At 69.0% G+C, this 20,107-nt stretch carries 12 protein-coding genes; 7 read left to right on the plus strand and 5 right to left on the minus strand.

Annotated features, from left to right (window positions below):
• The 4 genes from FNV62_RS17035 to FNV62_RS17050 form a co-directional block, all read right to left on the minus strand.
• Positions 1-360: a 5-carboxymethyl-2-hydroxymuconate Delta-isomerase gene (locus FNV62_RS17035; RefSeq protein WP_067363410.1), complete on the minus strand. Its 360-nt coding sequence runs from the start codon at positions 358-360 to the stop codon at positions 1-3.
• Positions 361-387: 27 nt separating this feature from the next.
• Positions 388-2,007, minus strand: coding sequence for a fused response regulator/phosphatase (locus FNV62_RS17040; protein ID WP_097284381.1), 1,620 nt, complete (start codon positions 2,005-2,007; stop codon positions 388-390).
• 69 nt (positions 2,008-2,076) lie between these two features.
• Positions 2,077-7,485 carry a pullulanase-type alpha-1,6-glucosidase gene (gene pulA / locus FNV62_RS17045; protein ID WP_144316480.1) on the minus strand — a complete coding sequence of 1,803 codons (5,409 nt, stop codon included), beginning with the start codon at positions 7,483-7,485 and terminating at the stop codon, positions 2,077-2,079.
• 169 nt (positions 7,486-7,654) lie between these two features.
• Entirely contained in the window at positions 7,655-9,715 is a 2,061-nt protein-coding gene (locus tag FNV62_RS17050) for a carbohydrate-binding module family 20 domain-containing protein (protein ID WP_144315359.1), read from the minus strand.
• Between the two features lie 220 nt (positions 9,716-9,935).
• On the opposite strand from FNV62_RS17050, the gene FNV62_RS17055 reads away from it, so the two are divergent.
• From FNV62_RS17055 to FNV62_RS17085, 7 genes are all read left to right on the plus strand, one after another.
• Complete coding sequence (locus tag FNV62_RS17055) at positions 9,936-11,318, plus strand: alpha-amylase (RefSeq protein WP_097284384.1); 1,383 nt, start codon at positions 9,936-9,938, stop codon at positions 11,316-11,318.
• Between the two features lie 339 nt (positions 11,319-11,657).
• Positions 11,658-12,947, plus strand: a complete 1,290-nt coding sequence (locus FNV62_RS17060) for an extracellular solute-binding protein (RefSeq protein WP_144315360.1) — start codon at positions 11,658-11,660, stop codon at positions 12,945-12,947.
• Between the two features lie 423 nt (positions 12,948-13,370).
• Positions 13,371-14,369 (plus strand): carbohydrate ABC transporter permease, encoded by a 999-nt coding sequence (locus tag FNV62_RS17065; RefSeq protein WP_097288905.1) that lies wholly within the window; start codon positions 13,371-13,373, stop codon positions 14,367-14,369.
• A gap of 12 nt (positions 14,370-14,381) precedes the next feature.
• Positions 14,382-15,284, plus strand: a complete 903-nt coding sequence (locus FNV62_RS17070) for a sugar ABC transporter permease (RefSeq protein WP_097284385.1) — start codon at positions 14,382-14,384, stop codon at positions 15,282-15,284.
• A 77-nt stretch (positions 15,285-15,361) separates the two neighbouring features.
• Entirely contained in the window at positions 15,362-17,011 is a 1,650-nt protein-coding gene (locus tag FNV62_RS17075) for a glycoside hydrolase family 13 protein (protein WP_054230822.1), read from the plus strand.
• A gap of 25 nt (positions 17,012-17,036) precedes the next feature.
• On the plus strand, positions 17,037-18,071 hold the full coding sequence (locus FNV62_RS17080; protein WP_054230823.1) for a LacI family DNA-binding transcriptional regulator: 1,035 nt from the start codon (positions 17,037-17,039) through the stop codon (positions 18,069-18,071).
• A 110-nt stretch (positions 18,072-18,181) separates the two neighbouring features.
• Entirely contained in the window at positions 18,182-19,042 is an 861-nt protein-coding gene (locus FNV62_RS17085; protein WP_143607876.1) for a phosphatase PAP2 family protein, read from the plus strand.
• 150 nt (positions 19,043-19,192) lie between these two features.
• Here FNV62_RS17085 and FNV62_RS17090 read toward each other — a convergent pair whose 3' ends face one another.
• Positions 19,193-20,080 carry a LysR family transcriptional regulator gene (locus FNV62_RS17090; protein ID WP_205521916.1) on the minus strand — a complete coding sequence of 296 codons (888 nt, stop codon included), beginning with the start codon at positions 20,078-20,080 and terminating at the stop codon, positions 19,193-19,195.
• Positions 20,081-20,107 lie beyond the last annotated feature (27 nt).

The following is a 20,107-nucleotide window of genomic DNA, read 5'->3' on the forward strand; positions in this document are numbered from 1 at the left end:
CTACTCCTCGTACTTCCGGTACGACGGGTCGAGGTCGCGTACCTCGGCGGACGCGTGCACGGTCGAGACCCCGTCGGTGGGCTCGATGTGCTTGCGCAGCAGCTCCAGTACAGCTTCGGTGAGCTTGGCCTTGGTCTCGTCGGTGCGGCCCGGGAGCAGGGCGAGCGTGATGTGCACGATGGCGTGTCCGTCCTCACCCGCCCCCACCACCTCTTCATCGGTGCACCGGAACCGCGTCTTGCACGCCTCGATGCGCGCGGCCGCCGTCTCGACGACCACCGGGTGCAGCGCGAGCGCGAAGCCGCGCTGGTCGAAGGCGTCGTCGAGCGAGTAGGAGTAGTCGACGGTGATCTGCGGCATGGGCACTCCTGTTCTAGGGTTTCCCGGTCACCCTAGCCGCAGCGCCAGCAGTGCGATGTCGTCCTCGCGGTCCCGGCCGAAGCAGTCGAGCAGGGTGTCGCAGAGGGCGTCCAGGCCGGGCAGGGCGCCGGTGGCGGCGGCGCGGAGGTGCTCCATCGAGACAGCCAGATCGGTGCCCCGGGTCTCGATCAGGCCGTCGGTGACCATGAGGAGCCGGTCGGTGGGTTCGAGGAACAGCTCCGTGGGCGGCGGGTGGGGCAGACCCACACCGAGCAGCGGGCCGGCGGCCTTGGAGTAGTCGGCGCCCCCGGTGTCCCGGATGATCAGCGGCGGGATGTGGCCGGCGTTGGCGATACGGGTGCGTCCGGTGGCGGGGTCGACCAGGACCAGGCAGACGGTCGTGGTGATGCCGGGGTGGTAGCGCTGGAGCATCCGGTCGAGGCGCTCGGCGAGCACGGCCGGGTCGCTCTCCTCGACGCTGTAGGCGCGCAGCGCGTGCCTGATCTCGACCATGACGGTGGCCGCCTCCAGCGAGTGCCCGACGACGTCGCCGACCGCGGTGAGCACGCCCTCACCGGTGCGCAGGGCCGCGTAGAAGTCGCCGCCGATCTCGGTCTCCGCGGACGCGGGCACGTACCGGACCACGACGTCGACGCCCGGCAGTTCGGGCAGCCGGTGCGGCTGGGGCAGGAAGCTGTGCTGGAGGGTGAGGGCGACGTGCCGTTCGACCTGGTACATGAGCAGCGGTTCGGCGGCGAGCGCGGTGGCCTCGGCGAGCCGGGCCAGCAGGGCCTCGTCCTCGGGACTGACCCGGCGCACCCCGCGGGTGGGCGTGGCGAGGCACACCGAGGCGCGGCCTTCCTGGATGGGGATCAGCGCCAGGCGGGCGTCGTGCTGCACGCCCGGCCGGAAGAACCCGGCCGGCCACAGCGGCGCGGGCACCGTGGTGATCTGGACGCCCGACTGCCCCCGGGTGAGCCGTCGGAGCAGTCCGGCCACGGCCTGGTGGGCGCCCTCGTCGGGCATCGCGAGCGAGGTACGGTCCCGTGAGGTGCCGCGGTACAGCTCGTCGTCCGGGCCGAGGACGAAGACGGCGGCGGGCGAGCCGGTGAGCCGCGCGGCGCCGTCGGCGGCGGCGTCGGCGAGTTCCTGCGGGGAGCGCGCCGTCTGGATGGCGACGACCGTCTCCGCCAGCCGGGTCAGCCGCCGTGCCAGTGCCTGGTCGTCGGCCCTGAGCCGGGCGGCGCGCACCGCGGCCCGGACCACCGCGTCGATCTCCTCCGGCTCGGCGGGCACCGTCAGATACGCCTCGCCGCCCACGTCGAGGCCTCGGCAGCGGTCACCCGCGTCCACGGCGGCGGCCGAGAAGTGCACGACGGGCAGGCCGGCCATGTGGGGCCGGGCCTTGAGCCGACGGCACAGTTCGAAGCCGCTCATGTCCGGCAGGTCCACATCGACCAGCGCCACGTCGGGCAGGGCGCCCTTGCGCAGCCGTACGTCGAGTTCGACGAGCGCCTCGGAGCCGCTGGCGACCGGAACGACCTGGTGACCGGCGCGGCGCAGCACGGCGCTCATGGCGTACCGACTGGCCGCCACATCGTCCACGACCAGCACGGTCGTGTCTGTCCGCTTGCCGTTGACGTCCATCTACCAGCCTTTGGACACACCGGTGGGGCAGACCGGGTTCGAGGCCTGCCCCACCAAGGTAATGCCCTTTCAGGAGATCCGGGAGAATACCGCCACAGTGCGCCCCGGAACGGCGAACGTGCCCGTTTTCGCCTCGTAAGAGGAGGATTTGACGATAGGGTCGGCGCCCGCCGCCTGCACCGGGTGCAGCGCGTACGCCGTCCCGGCCAGGGCGCCGACCGTCTGCTCCTGTGCCTTGGGTGTCGCGTTGAAGACGACGACGAGGTCGCCGAGCTCCATCGTGATCACGCCGGGCGTCTCGTCCTTGCCGGACAGCGGGAAGGAGAGCTTCGACTGCACCTGCCCGGCGGTGGACAGCGAGAAGACGCTCTCGGTCGTACGGATCCGCTCCAGGTCCTGGTACGCGGCCGAGCTGCCCTCGATCTGCGGGCATCCCACCTTGACGGTGCTCAACAGGGGTGTGGCGTAGGGCCACTTGGACGCGTTGTCGGCCGCCATCGGCAGTCCGCGTCCGAAGCCGTTGCCGTCCCGGCAGTCCCAGTGGATGGCGTTGAACCAGTCGCCGCTGTCGAACGAGTTGCGGTCGAGGGACTTGGAGCGCAGCAGGTCGGAGCCCGCCTGGGAGAGCGACGGGCCCTGGGAGAGGGCGGCGGTCGCCATGGCGAGGACCTGCATCCGCGCCCGGTCGTCCGCGCCGGTCGTGGCGGGCAGCTTGTAGGTGAGGGCGTCGTACAGGGACTCGTTGTCGTGCGCGTCGGCGTACGCGAGGGCGTCGCCCGGTGCCGCCGCGTATCCGGCGGGCTGACCGTTGTAGTCGACCTCGGAGCCCTTGACCTCCTTGCCGTCGGTGTCGGTGAAGCGGTAGGTGGCGAGGTTGCCGCTGAGCCCGATCTTGATGAGGTCCTGGTAGTGCAGCAGCCGGGCCTTCTGCTCGGCCGAAGTGCCGTTGGCGGTGGAGGAGTTGGGGTCGGTGTACAGCCCCGAGGCGAAGCCCTGGACGCCGGGGTCGGAGTCGAAGGGGCTGCCGCCGCGCACCGCGTCGCGCGCCCGGTCGGAGAAGGTCGCGACGCCGGTCCCCGCCATGTTCTTCTGGGTGGCCTGTACGAAACGGGCGTCGTCGGCGACCTCGCCGAAGTTCCAGCCCTCCCCGTACAGGATGATCTTCTTTCCGTCGACCCCGTCCTTCGCCGGGGTCAGCGCGTCGAGGGCCTTGCGGACGGCCAGGATGTTGGCCTTGGGGTGGTGCCCCATGAGGTCGAAGCGGAAGCCGTCGACCTTGTACTCCTTGGCCCAGGTGACGATCGAGTCCACCACCAGCTTGCCCATCATGGCGTTCTCGGTGGCCGTGTTCGCGCAGCAGGTGGAGGTGGCGACGGACCCGTCGGCGAGGAGCCGCTGGTAGTAGCCGGGCACGATCCTGTCGAGCACGGAGGTGTCCGCCTGACCACTGGCGGCCGTGTGGTTGTAGACCACGTCCATGACGACCCGCAGGCCGTCCTCGTTCAGCGACTTGACCATGCGGCGGAACTCGACCGTACGGCCGGTGCCGTCCGGGTCGCTCGCGTACGAGCCCTCCGGGACCGTGTAGTGGTACGGGTCGTAGCCCCAGTTGTAGGCGTCCTTCGCGGCGATCGCGGCGACGCATTCCTGCTGCTTCTGGGAGTCGGCGGGGTAGGAGGCGAGGTCGCAGCCGGTGGTGGCCTGCTCGGACTTCTTCTCGGGGATGGTGGCGATGTCGAAGGCGGGCAGGAGGTGGACGTACGAGGTGCCCGCCGCGGCGAGGGCCCGCAGGTGCCTGGACCCGTCGCTGTTCTTGTCGGTGAAGGCGAGGTAGGTGCCCCGGTCCTTCGCGGGGACGGTCTTGTCCGCCACCGAGAAGTCCCGGATGTGCAGCTCCTGGATCTGGGCGTCCCGCAGTGGCACGGCCTTGGGCTTCTTCAGGGAGGACCAGCCGCTCGGGGCGAGGGACCTGTCCTTCAGGTCGACGACGAGACTGCGCCCGGAGTCGGCGGTGAGGGCGAGCGAGTACGGGTCGGTGACCTTGTTGGTGACGACCTTGCGGACGGTGGGCGCCCACACCTTCACGACGTACCGGTAGGGCTTGTTCCGCCAGGACTTCGCGCCGGTGACGGACCACACGCCGGTGGTGTCGTTCCTCTTCATGGCGACCGTGGAGCCGCCGAGTTCCAGTGCCACGCTCTGCGCGGTCGGCGCCCACACGGCCAGCGTGGGACGACCGTCACGGAACGTCGGACCCAGCTGTGCCTCGGTCGCGTCGTACAGATCGTCCAGTACGCCGGCGATCTGGACGCCGGTCGCCGCGAGCACGGCGCCGTTCGCGGCCCGTTGCGAGGCGACGACCTGACCGTTCAGGGCCTTCTTCACCCGGCTCCGGTCGCGCGGGTCGACGGACCAGGCGGTGTAGCCCTTGAGGTGCGGGAACGCGGCCCTCTGGGCGTCAGTGAGGGTGGTCCTGGAAAGCCGGAGCCACCGCTCGTCGTCGCTGGTCAGCGTCCCGTCCTTGACGGCGATCGAGCCGTCGTGGGAGTACAGCAACTGGGTGGAGGCCGCGGCCTCGGAGCCGTTCCAGGCGACCGTGTTCCGGTCGATCCAGACCGCCTTGGAGGTGGTCAGGTCGAGCGCGGCCGCGCTGCCCGCGGGCTGCGGGAGCAGGTACTTCTCCTGCCCGTTCACGAGCCACACCTCGTGGCCGTTCGCGGTGAGGTCGAGCGACTGGTCGGTCGGGAGGTCCTTCTCGTCGCCCTTGTGGAGGATGTAACTGAGGCTGGTGGCACCGGCGGTGAGCGGCACCTCGAAGACGGCGCCATAGGCGTCGGTCCTGACCGGCTCCAGGGGCTTGGACCAGTCCGTGGGCGTCGCGGCCCCGGTCCAGACGTGCAGTCCCCAGCCGGTGTAGTCGCCGTCGGCGCGGTGGTAGTGCAGTACGGCCTTGGTCGTGTCCTGCGCCGGGTAGTCGGGCCGCTGGGTCTGTACGGCCTCCTTGCCCTGCTCGACCCAGACCTCGCCCGTCTTGGTGACGTCGATCGTGCGGTCGGTGGCGACGTCCTTGTTGCCGTCCTTGTCGATGACGAGGAAGCCGACACTGGAGGCGCCCGGCTTCAACTTCACGTAGGCGAAGGCCCCGTAGGCGTCGCGGCCGATGAAGTCGTGGCCCGCGGGCCAGGTCGTCGACTCGCCGTCGGCGAGGTCGCCCCAGGCGTACAGCCGCCAGTCGGTGTAGTCGCCGTCGGTGCGCTTGTAGTGGACGATCGCGTAGTCGCGCGAGGAGGCGGTGGGGACTTCGGGGGCGGGCGGGGCGCCGGTGGTGCTCGTGGCCGTCGCACTCGCGGTCCGCCCGGCCGAGTCGACGACCACCGCCTTGTAGCGCAGGGCGGTTCCGGCGGGTACGTCCTTGCCAATGACCTGGGTGACCTTGTACGGGGCGTGGTCGACGGAGCCGAGCGTCCGCCACTTCCCGCCTCCGACCTGGGCGGCGAAGACGACACGGTCGAGCTGACCGCCGGTGACGTCGGCGCCGAGCTCGACGGTGCCGGTGGCGCCCGCGTCCGGCGCCTTCAGGGTGAGCGAGGGCTTCGCGGCGGGGGTGCCGAGCGGGCGGGCCGCCTTGAGGACGACGGCGGAACCCGCCGGGACGGTGACGGTGACGTTCTTGTCGGCGTCGCTCGTCAGCCGGGACGAGGTCCCGTAGATCCCCTGGAAGGTCATGTCGGCGGAGCCGGTCGCGAAGGTCGCCGTCTTCGCCTCGCCCGCGTTGTTGAGGGCGACGAGGTACTCGGTCCTGTTGCCGCCCGTACGGGAGAAGGCGTAGACGCCCGCCCCGTCGGCCGCGTACCGCTCGGTCTGCACCCCGTCCGCGAGAGCCGGGTTGTCCTTGCGGAGCTTCGAGAGAGCGGCGATCTCCTTGTAGAGCGGTGCGCTCGTGTCGTAGGCGTCGCTCGCGTGCGTGCGGTCGGTGCCGAGCTCGTCGTCGTCGAGGTAGTCGGCGACCTTGGAGGCGAACATCGTCTGGCGGGCGTCCTTGTCGCCGCCCGCGCCGGTGAAGCCCTGCTCGTCCCCGTAGTAGACGACCGGGTTGCCGCGGCTGAGGAACATCAGCTCGTTGGCGAGCTCGTCCTTCTTCACCAGCTCGGCGTCGGTGGCCTTCGGGTTGTCCTGGTTCAGGAAGTACCCGATGCGGCCCATGTCGTGGTTGCCGAGGAAGGTGACCTGCTCGTACGCGTTGGCCTTGTCGGTCGTGTACTTGTAGTCGTCACCGAAGACCGAGGCGAGCTTCTTGGCGCTGCCGCCCTGGGAGGCGTACGAGCGTGCCGCGTCCTGGAAGGGGAAGTCGAGGGTGGCGTCGAGCCGGCCCTGGGTGACGTACGGGGAGGTGATCGACGTGTCGGCGGAGTACACCTCGCCGAACATGAAGAAGTTCTTCCGGCCCCGCTCGGCCGCGTACGCGTCGAGCGCGGTGGCCCACTGCGTCCAGAACTCCATGTCCACGTGCTTCACGGTGTCGATCCGGAAGCCGTCGACGCCGAAGTCCCTGACCCACTTCTCGTAGATCTTCTCCATGCCGCTGACGACCTCGGGACGCTCGGTCCACAGGTCGTCGAGGCCGGAGAAGTCGCCGTAGGTGGTGGACTCCCCGGCATAGGTGGAGTCGCCCCGGTTGTGGTACATCGTCGGGTCGTTGAGCCAGGCCGGCACCTTGGCGTTCTTCTTGGCGGCGGGCACGACGGGCGTACGGGGGAAGGACCCGGCGCCCACGGACGGGAACCCGGCGCCTCCCGCCGCGTAGTCGGCGTCGTCGAAGGGCTTCCCGTCCTTGGTCAGATACGGGAAGGCACCCTTGGAGAGGTAGTCGTAGGACTTCTGCTCATAGTCGACGACGTCGGCGGTGTGGTTGGTGATGACGTCGAAGAAGACCTTCATGCCCTTGGCGTGCGCCTTGGAGATGAGGGTCGCGAGGTCCTTGTTGGTGCCGAAGTGCGGGTCGACCTGGGTGAAGTCCGTGATCCAGTAGCCGTGGTACCCGGCCGAGGCGTTGCTGCCCTCGCCCTGCACGGGCTGGTTCTTGAAGATCGGCGCCATCCAGATGGCGGTGGTGCCGAGCCCCTTGATGTAGTCGAGCTTGTCGGTCAACCCCTTCAGGTCGCCACCCTGGTAGAAGCCCTTGTCCGTGGGGTCGTACCCGGTGGCGAGGCGCGAACCGGTCAGCCCGCCCCGGTCGTTGGACGTGTCGCCATTGGCGAAACGATCCGGCATCACGAAGTAGAACTGCTCGCGCGTGTCGTCGTGCCGGGCCGGTTCGGCGGCGAGCTTCGCGTCCGAGGGCGGCGCGGGCGGGGTCTGCGCCCGCGCCGCGATCGGCTGGAGGAACGCCGCCGCGAGGGCGGCCACGGCGACGGCCGCGATTCTTCGCTGGGGTGGGGTACGGCGGCGCGCCCCGGGCGCCGGCCATCTCGGTATCAGGGCCACAGGCGTGAACTCCTAGTGAATACGGCTCAGTACGGCTACGGCTCGAACAGCTCGTCCGGACCGGCTTCAAGCCGAGACACGGCCTCGATGCCGGGCGACCGGCGCGACGGTATCGCCCACGCAAGCCTTACAGCAAGAGTCTTGAAACTCTGAGCAAGAACTTTCAGCGCCAGGTGTCGCTGACGCTGTAACCCGTTCCCGAGCCGGTGCTGTAGGCGCGGTTGGCGCCGGACTCCCATGTCACGTTGCCGGAGGAGTCCTTCTTGATGTACTTGTACGCGAACGACGTCGACTTGGGCACGATGACCAGTCGGCCCCAGTACGGGTACGACGCCGAGGACAGCGGGATGGCGTCGGCGGTGTTCCAGGAGCCGAGGGAGGGGATGGAGCCGACGACGTACACGTTGGTGCCGTAGTCGGTGGTGGCGTTCACTGCGAAGGTCACGTCCGTGGCGTTGGCGTCGGCCACGTTCCAGGAGTTGTTGACCTCGACCGTCGAAGTACCGGTGGTGAGTGTCCTGTTTGCGTTGGACTCCCAGGTGACGTTCCCGGACGAATCTCGCTTGATGAACTTGTATTCGATGCTCGTGCTCGCCGGGACGGAGACGTCGGCCTTCCAGATCGGGTAGCCCGACGACGACAGCTTCACCGCGTTCGCCGTGTTCCAGCTGCCGAGCGCGGCGACCGAACCAACCACGTACACATCGGTGCCGGTGGTGGTGGAGGCGTACGCGTCGAAGGTCGCGGTGACGCTGGTGGAACCACCGCCGCCTCCTCCCCCACTGCCTCCGCCGCAGTTCACCGTGCAGATGTAGTTCGGGTCGTAGAAGGCGACCGCCGACTTCGCGGGCACGGTCAGGGAGGCCTTGCCGCCCGTGACGGTGACGGTGGTCGCGCCCCCGTCGATCACGTTCGGGTACGTTCCGTCGGCCAGGCCCGTCGTATACGTGTGCGTGCTGGCGCCGGAGCTGTTGTTGAGGGCGACGAAGCCCGCGCCACCCCTGCCGAAGCCGATGACGTTCGAGGACGGGGACTGCCAGTTGGCGACCGCGTAGCCGCTCGCCGCGTTGTGCCAGCCGATCATGCCGGAGACCGCGGTGTTGCGGTCGAGGCAGTACCAGCCGCTCGCACAGTTGGTGTCGGTGACGAAACCGGCGGAGTTCGGCGGGGCCTCGTCGCTCTGGCTGAAGGTCCAGCCGGAGTAGACGGACGGGCGGCCGTAGCCCCGGGCCAGCTGGAAGACGTTGGCGAGGACCGCGGTGTCGCCGTCCTTGTAGCTGAGCGAGTAGCCGTTGCGCTCGGTGTCGTGGTTGGTGACGAAGGTGTTGGAGTTCGCCTCGGCCGTCAGGCCCCAACTGCCGCCGAAGCTCGACAGGTTGGCGATGTCGCCCTGGAACTGGGACTTCATCTGCGCGGCGAAGGTGAAGTCGAGGACGTCACCGGTGCCGTAGTACTCGTCCTGCGCGGGCGGGGTGCCGGGGTAGATCTCCTGGGTGATGTACGGCGCCGCGCCGGAGGTCGTGGTGTGCAGTCCGGCGACGATGGCGCTCAGGTCGGCGGCGTCGATGTGCTTGGCCGCGTCGACACGGAAGCCGTCGACACCCAGGTCGATCTGCTGGTTGAGAAAGCCGGTGATCTTCGTGCGGACGCCGCTCTCGGCGGTGTCCAGGTCGGGCAGGCCGAGCAGTTCGCAGTGCTGGACCTCGTACCGGTCGGACCAGTTGGAGATCGTCTTCGTGCAGTCGTCGCTGTCGGCGGGGTCGTAGTCGGGGGTGTCGTACTTGTTGGTGACGACCGTGCCGTTGTAGCCGGTGCCGGTCTGGGCGGCGGTGTGGTTGATCACGGCGTCCGTGTAGACCTTGATGCCGGCCGCGTGACACGTGTCGACCATGGTCTTGAACTGGGCCGCGGTGCCGAAGCGGCTGTTCAGGTTGTAGGCGTAGGGCTGGTAGACGTCCCACCAGTAGTAGTTCGTCTGCTTCAACGACTCCGCGGGCGGGGCGACCTGGACCGCCCCGTAGCCCGCCGGGTCGAGCACGTTCGTGCACTCGGCGGCGACCGACTTCCAGTTCCACTCCCACAGGTTGGCGATCACATCGCCGTTGGGGATGCCGGTGTCGGAGACGGCGGCGTGGGCGGCCGGGGCGGGCAGCGCGGCGGCTCCGCCGAGGGCCAGCAGTCCGGCTGCGGCCAGGGGTAACGCCCGTGATCTGATCCAGCGCATGACGGCAACTCCTTGCGGGGGACGGAGGTGCGGGGACGCGGTCAACTGGGTTGCTGGGGAAGCAAGTTGACCGCGGTGCGAGAGTGGGCGCGGTCAAGGGGCCCCGTCAATACACGTGTTGGAAGTTCTTTCGACATCTTGCTGAAACCCGAACCAACGGATAGCTTCCGTTCCCCCCACCCGCACGACGAAGTGCAGGAGCATGCACATGGCAAGAAACATGGCCAGGAAGACACTTGCCGCCTCGTTCGCCCTCGCGGCGGGCCTGGCGGTCTCGGTGGCCCTCCCCCCGGGTGTCGCGGCGGCTTCCCCGCCGGGCACGAAGGACGTCACCGCCGTTCTGTTCGAGTGGAAGTTCGACTCGGTCGCCAAGGAATGCACCAACACGCTGGGCCCGGCCGGTTACGGCTACGTCCAGGTCTCGCCACCCGCCGAGCACATACAGGGCTCACAGTGGTGGACCTCGTACCAGCCCGTGAGTTACCGGATCGCCGGGCGGCTCGGTGACGCGACCGCCTTCCAGAACATGATCAACACCTGTCACGCGGCCGGCGTGAAGGTCGTGGTGGACACGGTCGTCAACCACATGGCGGCCGGTTCCGGCACCGGTACCGGCGGCTCTTCGTACACGAAGTACAACTACCCGGGCCTGTACTCCTCGTACGACATGGACGACTGCACGGCGACGGTCAGCGACTACACCAACCGCGCCAACGTCCAGAACTGCGAGCTCGTCGGGCTCGCCGACCTGGACACCGGCGAGGAGTACGTCCGCAAGACCATCGCCGGATACATGAACAGCCTGCTCGGGTACGGCGTGGACGGCTTCCGCATCGACGCGGCCAAGCACATCCCGGCGACCGATCTCGCCAACATCAAGTCGCGGCTGACCAATCCGTCGGTGTACTGGAAGCAGGAGGTCATCTACGGCGCCGGGGAGGCGGTCCAGCCGACCGAGTACACCGGCAACGGCGACGTGCAGGAGTTCCGGTACGCCTACGACCTCAAGCGGGTCTTCAACAACGAGAACCTCGCCTACCTGAAGAACTACGGCGAGGGCTGGGGCTATATGAGCAGCTCCGTCGCGGGCGTGTTCGTCGACAACCACGACACCGAGCGCAACGGCTCGACGCTCAACTACAAGGACGGGGCGAACTACACCCTCGCCAACGTCTTCATGCTCGCCTACCCGTACGGCGCCCCGGACATCAACTCCGGCTACGAGTGGTCGGACGTGGACGCCGGTCCGCCCAACGGCGGCACGGTCAACGCCTGCTGGCAGGACGGCTGGAAGTGCCAGCACGCCTGGCCGGAGATCAAGTCGATGGTCGCCTTCCGCAACGCCACCCGGGGCCAGTCGGTCACCGACTGGTGGGACGACGGCAACGACGCGATCGCCTTCGGCCGCGGCGCCAAGGGGTACGTGGCCATCAACCACGAGTCGGGCTCGCTGACCCGGACCTATCAGACATCCCTCGCGGCGGGGACGTACTGCAATGTCCAGAACAACACCAGCGTCACGGTGAACGGCTCCGGGCAGTTCACGGCGACCCTCGGCGCGAACACGGCACTGGCGCTGTACGCGGGCAAGACCAGCTGCTGAGCGACCTCCGCGAGCCGCGCGGAAGCCTGTACGGAACGCCGTACGGAGCCCGTGGGACCCCCGCGGGCTCCCCGTGGGACTCCCGCGGGAGCCCGCGCCGAAAGCGCCGTATCGGACATACCCGATACGGCGCTTCCCTCTTTGCGACCCCTTTGCGACACCTTGCGGTAACGGGAACGTCACGCTTGCGGGATCTTGCGGAAATTTCCTTGCAACGTCTTTCGCAAGGACTTGCAGCGCTGTTAGTTTCCTCCCCAGCCCGGCGGCCGTCGATGGGACAGACGGCACCCGCGGTCCTCCCAAGGGAAGATCCGGGCAAACCCTCTTCTAGGAGTTCATATGCGACGTGGCATATCGATCGCCGCCGCGGTGACCGTCATCGCGCTGACCGCGACTGCCTGTGGTGGTTCCGACGGCAACTCGTCGAGCAAGCCGAAGGCCGCCGGCGACATTTCCGGGACGATCACGTACTGGGACACATCGGACGCGGCGACCGAAGCCCCGACGTACAAGGCTCTCATCAAGAAGTTCGAGGCCAAGTACCCGAAGATCAAGGTGAACTACCAGAGCGTCCCGTTCAGCGACGTCGAGCAGAAGTTCAAGTCGGCGGCGAAGAGTGGCAAGGGCGCCCCGGACGTCGTCCGCACCGACGTCGGCCTGATGGCCGAGTACGCCTCGCTCGGTTACATCGCTCCCCTCGACGGCACGAGCGCGCTGAAGGACACCTCGGACTTCAACTCGGGCCCGCTGAACACCACCAAGTACAACGGCAAGACGTACGGCGTCCCCTCGGTCACCGACACCCTGGGTCTCCTCTACAACAAGGACCTCCTGAAGAAGGCCGGCATCGCGCAGCCGCCGACCACCTGGGACGAGTTCATCGCCGACTCGAAGACGATCAAGAAGAAGACCGGGGCGTACGGCACCTACCTGAACCCCGACTCGTACTTCCTGCTCCCGCTGCTCTACAGCAACAACGCGGACATGGCCGACACCTCGGCCAAGAAGATCACCATCTCCGACGCCGACGCCGTCACCGCGATCACCACGGCGAAGAAGATCCAGGACGAGGCGTCGATGAAGGTCGACTACGCCAACGCCTACCAGAACATGCAGACGGCGTTCAAGACCGGCAAGGTCGCCATGCTGGTCCAGGGCCCCTGGTCGGTCAGCGAGGACCTGGCCGGCAGCGCCTTCAAGGGCAAGGAGACCAACCTCGGCTACGCGCCCGTCCCGGCCGGCCCCGGTGGCAAGGCCCAGGCGCCGACCGGCGGTCACAACCTCGCGGTCTACCAGGGCTCCAAGAACCTGGACGCCGGGTACCTCTTCACCCAGTTCATGACCTCGACCGACAGCCAGGTCGAGATCGCCAAGGGCACCGGCACGCTGCCGACCCGCAAGTCGGCGTACACGGCCGAGGTCACGTCCGACGCCAAGATCGCCGGCTTCAAGCCGATCCTGGAGCAGACCGCCCGTCCGCGCGTCGCGCTGCCGCAGGTCGGCTCGCTCTTCACGCCGCTCGCGCAGAACTACGTGAAGATCCTGCAGGGCAGCGAGGACGTCAAGGCCGGTCTCGACGCCACCGCCAAGGAGTTCCAGAAGCTCCTGCCCGGCTACACCATCGGCTGACCGGGCAACCCCTGATCCACCGGTAACCGAAGAACGCGCAGCCCCGGGGAACGTTTTCCCCGCTGCCGCCCCGAACGGGGCTCCCCCGGGGCTGCGGTCACCGGTTACCGGTTACCCCAGGATCACCGGACCCACCGGCCCCCGGACCCACCAGACCCCCGGGGCACTGGCCCCAGGGGTTGACCGGGTCCCTGGTCCCGGGTCCCTGGTCCACCGGACCCTGAACCCTGAACCCCGGACCCACCGGATCCCTGGATCCAGGCCCACCGGCCCACGGACCCCGAGCCCATCGGACCCCGGATCCACCAGACCCACGGGTCCACGGGTCCACCGGTCCACCAGGGCCACGGGACCGACGGACCCCGGGTCACCAGATCTCCCGCCCCAGACCTCCGCATTTCCGCCGCGAAAGAGCCGATGAGGATGACGACCGCAGCGAGCACCGAGAAGACCGACCTGCCCGCGCCCGGCAAGAACGCCGCGCGCCCCCCACGCGTTTCGGCGCTCCGGCGGTCCTGGGACAAGTACTGGTACGCCTGGGCCATGGTGACCCCGGTCGCCATCGTCCTCACCGTCCTCGTCCTGTATCCGCTCGGGTACGGCATCTACCAGTCGCTGACCGACGCCAACGAGTCGAACGTGGCGTCCACCATCGGCGCCTTCCACCGCCCGGCCACCTACAAGTTCGTCGGCCTCGACAACTACTGGCACGTGCTGTCGGGCGCGGACAGCGACTTCTACCCGCGCCTGCTGTGGACGGTCATCTGGACGGTGTCCTGTGTGACCCTCCAGGTCGGCATCGGCATGGGCCTCGCGGTGCTGCTCAACCGCAAGGTCCGCTTCCGCGGTTTCTACCGCGCCATGCTGATCCTGCCCTGGGCCGTCCCCTCGTTCATCGGCGTCTTCGCCTGGCGGCTGATGCTCAACTCCCAGTACGGCGTCTTCAACGAGATCATCACCGCGTTCGGCCTGCCGGCCCAGGACTGGCTCGGCACCCCGCTCGCCCAGAAGATCGCCGTCATCATGGTGAACGTCTGGATCGGCATCCCCTTCAACATGGTCGCGGTGCTCGGCGGACTCCAGTCCATCCCCAAGGAGCTGTACGAGGCCGCCGAGATGGACGGCGCCTCCCCCTGGCAACGCTTCGTCAACGTGACGCTGCCCGGTCTGCGCCCGGTGTCGAACACCGTGATCCTGCTCGGCTGCATCTGGACGTTCAACATGTTCAACGTCATCTATCTGCTGCTGGGCAACAACACGAGCGGCGACGCCGACATCCTCGTCACCTTCGCCTTCCGCAAGGCGTTCACCGGCATCTCGGACTACGCGGGCGCGGCGACGTACGGGATCATCATCCTCGCCCTCCTGCTGGCCTTCTCGACCTTCTACCGCCGCAGCACCCTGAAGTCCGAGCAGGCGTAAGGAGCCCTCGCCATGACCGCAGCAACCCACGAGTCCTCCGCGACCGCCGCCGGCCGGTCCGCCGTGGCCACCCCCCGCAAGGTGCGCGGCCGCGAGGAACGCAGCCTCGGCTCCTCGATCGCCCTGCACGGCACGCTGATCGTCGCCACGGTGATCGCGGCCTTCCCGGTGATGTGGATCCTGTTCATCTCGCTCGGCCCGAAGAACGCCTGGCAGCAGCCGAGCGAGGTGTTCTCGCACCTCAGCCTGCACAACTACAGCGATGTGCTGTCCCAGACGGACCTGCCGAAGTGGTTCCTGAACACCGTCGTCGTGGCGGGCGGCACCACCGTGCTCGGCGTCTTCCTCGCGGCGACCGCCGGATACGCGGTGTCCCGGATGAAGTTCCCCGGCAGCCGGCAGCTGATGTGGACCTTCCTGGTCACGCAGATGTTCCCCAGTATCGTGCTGATCGTGCCGCTGTATCTCCTTATGTCCGAGCTGAACCTGCTGGACAACTACCTCGGTCTGATCCTGGCGTACGCGACGACGGCGGTGCCGTTCTGCGCCTGGATGATGAAGGGGTACTTCGACACCATCCCCAAGGAGATAGACGAGGCGGGCCGGGTCGACGGGCTCACCCCCTTCGGCACGTTCTGGCGGCTGATCGTGCCGCTGGCCAAGCCGGGCCTCGCCGTGACCGCGTTCTACAGCTTCCTCACCGCCTGGGGCGAGGTCGCGTACGCCACGCAGTTCATGCAGTCCGACCACTACACGCTCGCCGTCGGCATCCGCACCTTCGCGCAGGACCAGCGGCCCGACTGGGCGTGGACCTCGGCCACGGCGATCATCATCACCCTTCCGGCGGCCCTCGTCTTCATGCTGGTGCAGCGCAGCCTGGTCTCCGGTCTGACGGCCGGAGGCACGAAATCCTGACGGCCCGCCCGCACTTAGCGGACCCCTCGTACTCAGCAAGCGCCTCCGTCGTTCCCCCCGCACCCCTAAGGGAATCCATGACCCAGCACGCCACCGACGCACTCCCCACCGACGCCTCCTCCGCCGCCTCCGGGCGTCGGGAGTGGTGGCGCGACGCGGTCATCTACCAGGTCTATCCGCGCAGCTTCGCGGACGGCAACGGCGACGGCATGGGTGACCTGCCCGGCGTCCGGGCCCGGCTCCCGTACTTGAAGGAACTCGGCGTCGACGCGGTGTGGCTGTCCCCCTTCTACGCCTCCCCACAGGCGGACGCGGGCTACGACGTGGCCGACTACCGCGCGGTGGACCCGATGTTCGGCAACCTCACGGACGCCGACGACCTGGTGCGGGACGCGCACGGCCTGGGACTGCGGGTGATCGTCGACCTGGTGCCCAACCACTGCTCGGACCAGCACGAGTGGTTCAAGCAGGCGCTGCGCGAGGGTCCGGGTTCGCCGATCCGGGAGCGCTTCCACTTCCGTCCCGGCAAGGGGGAGAACGGCGAACTTCCCCCCAACGACTGGGAGTCCATCTTCGGCGGCCCCGCCTGGACCCGCGTCGAGGACGGCGAGTGGTACCTGCACCTGTTCGCGCCCGAGCAGCCCGACTTCAACTGGGACCACCCGGCCGTCCACGACGAGTTCCGGTCCATCCTGCGCTTCTGGCTGGACCTCGGCATCGACGGCTTCCGCATCGACGTCGCCCACGGCCTCGTCAAGGCGGCGGGTCTGCCCGACATCGGCCACGACGAGCAGGTCAAGCTGCTCGGCACCGAGGCCGTGCCGTACTTCGACCAGGACGGCGTGCACGAGATCTACCGCAGCTGGCGGCGGATCCTCGACGAGTACACCGGCGAGCGCATCGCGGTGGCGGAGGCGTGGACGCCGACCGTCGAGCGCAGCGCGCTGTACCTGCGCCCGGACGAGCTGCACCAGGCCTTCAACTTCTCCTACCTGACCACCGGTTGGAACTCGGCGGACCTGCGCGAGGTCATCGACCGCTCGCTCGGCGCCATGAACGCCGTACACGCGCCCGCGACCTGGGTCCTCTCCAACCACGACGTGGTACGGCACTCCACGCGTCTCGCGGAAGGGGACGAGGCGCGTGGTCTGCGCCGGGCCCGGGCGGCGACCCTGCTCATGCTCGCGCTGCCCGGCTCGGCGTACCTCTACCAGGGCGAGGAGCTCGGGCTGCCCGAGGTCGTCGACCTGCCCGACGAGGTCCGCCAGGACCCGGCGTTCTTCCGCAGCGCGGGCCAGGACGGCACCCGCGACGGCTGCCGGGTGCCGCTGCCGTGGTCCGGCGAGGTCGCGCCGTTCGGCTTCGGCCCCGTCGAGGGCGGCCCGAGCTGGCTGCCGCAGCCGGCCTCCTGGAAGAACCTCACGGTCGAGGCGCAGGAGGGCGACCCCACCTCGACGCTGGAGTTCTACCGCAGCGCGCTCGCCGTGCGCCGCGAGCACCCGGCGCTCGGCGCGGGCCGCCAGGTGACCTGGCTGCCGACGCCCGACGGGGTCCTCGCCTTCCGCCGGGACACCGCCGAGGGCTCCTTCGTCTGCACGGTGAACCTCACCGCGGCCCCCCTCCCGCTGCCCACCCCGGGCACCCTGCTGCTCGCCAGCGCGAACGTCGAGCCGGGTACCGAAACGACCGAACTGCCCGCAGATTCAACGGTCTGGTGGGCAGTCTGAGATGCGACCGGTACAGTCCAATCCTGTGACCACACGGCTTGCCGACATCGCAGCCCAGGCGGGGGTCAGCGAGGCGACTGTCAGCCGCGTCCTGAACGGGAAGCCGGGCGTCGCCGCGACCACCCGCCAGTCCGTCCTGGCCGCGCTCGACGTCCTGGGCTACGAGCGCCCGGTCCGGCTGCGGCAGCGCAGCGAGGGCCTGGTGGGCCTGATCACCCCGGAGCTGGAGAACCCCATATTTCCGGCCCTGGCGCAGGTCATCGGCCAGGCCCTGACCCGCCAGGGCTACACCCCGGTCCTCGCCACCCAGACGCCGGGCGGCTCCACCGAGGACGAGCTGACGGAGATGCTGGTGGACCGGGGCGTCGCCGGCATCATCTTCGTCTCCGGTCTGCACGCCGACACCTCGGCGGACATGCAGCGCTACGAGCAGCTGCGCGCCCAGGGCGTCCCGTTCGTCCTGGTCGACGGTTTCTCACCGAAGGTCCAGGCGCCCTTCATCTCCCCGGACGACCGCGCGGCGATGGCCCTCGCGGTCACGCACCTCGTCTCGCTCGGGCACACCAACATCGGACTCGCCCTGGGTCCGAAGCGGTTCGTGCCCGTGCAGCGGAAGATCGAGGGCTTCGTGCGCACGATGCAGGAGCAGTTGGGGCTGAGCCCGGCCGACATCGAGGAGCGACTGGTCCAGCACTCGTTGTACACCCTGGAGGGCGGTCAGGCCGCGGCCACCGCCCTCATGGACCGGGGGTGCACGGCGGTGGTGTGCGCGAGCGACATGATGGCCCTCGGCGCGATAAGGGCGGCGCGGCAGCGGGGCCTGGAGGTGCCGAAGGACATATCGGTCGTCGGCTTCGACGACTCCCCTCTGATCGCCTTCACCGACCCACCCCTGACGACGATACGCAAGCCGGTCCCGGCCATGGGTCAGGCAGCCGTGCGGACGTTGCTGGAGGAGATCGGTGGAACTCCCGCGCCGCACAGTGAATTCGTGTTCATGCCGGAGCTGGTGGTGCGCGGTTCGACCGCTTCGGCCCCTGGGGACCGGAATCGTCCCTAAGGAGGAGCCCCTACGTTGCGCGTAGGACTCCTCCTGTCGTAGAACGTGCGGCCAGGACCCAACCAGGGGATGATCGGTCGCGGAACGCTTTTCTGGCAGACTTTGTGCCTATGGGTGAGACGACCGTGACGACACTGGAAGGCCAGGACCGGGCCGCTCCACGCCCCGTCGCGGAGGAGAACGCGGGGAAGGCGTTCCTGCGCCGACTGCGCACCCCGCGTCGCCCCCGCTTCTGGTTCGAGATCCTGCTCATCGGCGTGAGTTACTGGACGTACTCACTGATCCGCAACGCCGTGCCCGAGCAGAAGCAGGAGGCGCTGCGCAACGCCGACTGGCTGTGGCGCATGGAGCACCATCTCGGAATCGCCGTCGAGCAGTCGGTCAACCACGCCGTGAACTCGGTGACATGGCTGATCATCGGGATGAACTACTACTACGCGACGCTGCACTTCGTCGTGACGCTGGGTGTCCTGGTGTGGCTCTATCGCAGCCACCCCGGCCGGTACGCGGCGGCGCGCCTCGCGCTCTTCGCCACCACGGCGGTGGCCCTGCTCGGCTACTACTTCTTCCCGCTGGCCCCGCCCCGCCTGATGAACGGCGGCGACTTCGTCGACACGGTGGTCGTCCACCACACGTGGGGTTCCATGGCCTCCGGGGACCTCAAGCACATGTCGAACCAGTACGCCGCGATGCCGTCGATGCACATCGGCTGGTCCCTGTGGTGCGGTCTGACCATCTTCGCCCTGGCCTCGGTGCCGTGGGTGCGCGTCCTGGGCCTGCTGTACCCGGCGGCCACACTCCTGGTCATCGTCTCCACCGCCAACCACTTCTGGCTGGACGCGCTGGGCGGCATGCTGTGCCTGGCCTTCGGCTTCACGGTCGCCCGCCTCTGGTACGGCGCTCTGCCCTACGCCCTGCCCCGCTGGGTTCCCGGGACGCGTGGCGCGCCCCTGGTGCCGCTGGAGGCCTGACACCCGGAGCTGTCGTCGCACGGGCCCGTCGGTGACCGACGGGCCCGTGCGCCGTCCGCCGGAGCGATACGTCCCGTCTCGCGACCCTCCAGCGCCTGGAGCCCGCCGAGGACTACCACGACACCGGCCTCCGGGGGTCGGCATGAGCCGTCACCGGTCGGGGTGGGCCGCGCCCCGGAGCGCGTCCAGCAGTCCGTGCAACGCCGGCCGTTCGGCCGCGCCGGGACCCGCCTCCCGCACCGCCGCGTAGAGGACCCGCACCGGCTCAGGAGCGCGCACCTTCCGCACCACCACACCAGGGTGCCGGCTCCCCAGCCCGAGCCGGGGAACCAGACTCACTCCGAGCCCGGCCGCCACGAATCCCTGAGCGGTGGCGTAGTCCTCGCTCTGCACCGCGAACGAGGGCCGGAACCCGGCAGCCGCACAGGCGTCCAGCTGGGCGTCGAGACAGGGCCCCGGCCACTCGCTCCCGACCCACGGCTCATCCGCCAGCTCCGCCAGTTCGAGCAGCCGCCGCCCCGCGAGCCGATGCCCCCTGGGCAGCACGACCCGGTACGGATCATCGAGCAGACGTACGAGCCGGATGCCCTCGGGACCGGTTCCGTCGGCCCGCACCACGAGGGCGAGATCGGCCCGCCCCTCCTTCACGTCGGGCAGCGGATCCTCCACATCGATCAGCTTCAACTCCACCCGTACGCCGGGGTGCTCACGCCGAAACCGCGCGACGGCGGGAGCGACCAGCGCGGCCCCGGCCGTGGCGAAGTACCGCACCGCGAGCCGCCCCGTCCGCCCCGCCCGCAGATCCGCGAGGGCGGTCTCCGCCTCGGCGACCTGCCGGCCGATGGCGTCCGCGTACTCGGTCAGCAGCAGCCCCGCCGCGGTGGGCCGCACCCCGCGCCCGACCCGCTCAAGGAGCTCGGTCCCCGCCTGCTTCTCCAGCGCCCCGATCTGCTGACTGACGGCGGACGGCGTGTACCCCAGATCCGCCGCGGCCGCCGTCACCGACCCGCTGCTGACCACAGCCCGCAGCACCTGCATACGCCGCACATCAAGCATGAAGCACAC

The organism is Streptomyces sp. RLB3-17 (assembly GCF_007113425.2).
GTDB lineage: Bacteria > Actinomycetota > Actinomycetes > Streptomycetales > Streptomycetaceae > Streptomyces > Streptomyces mirabilis_D.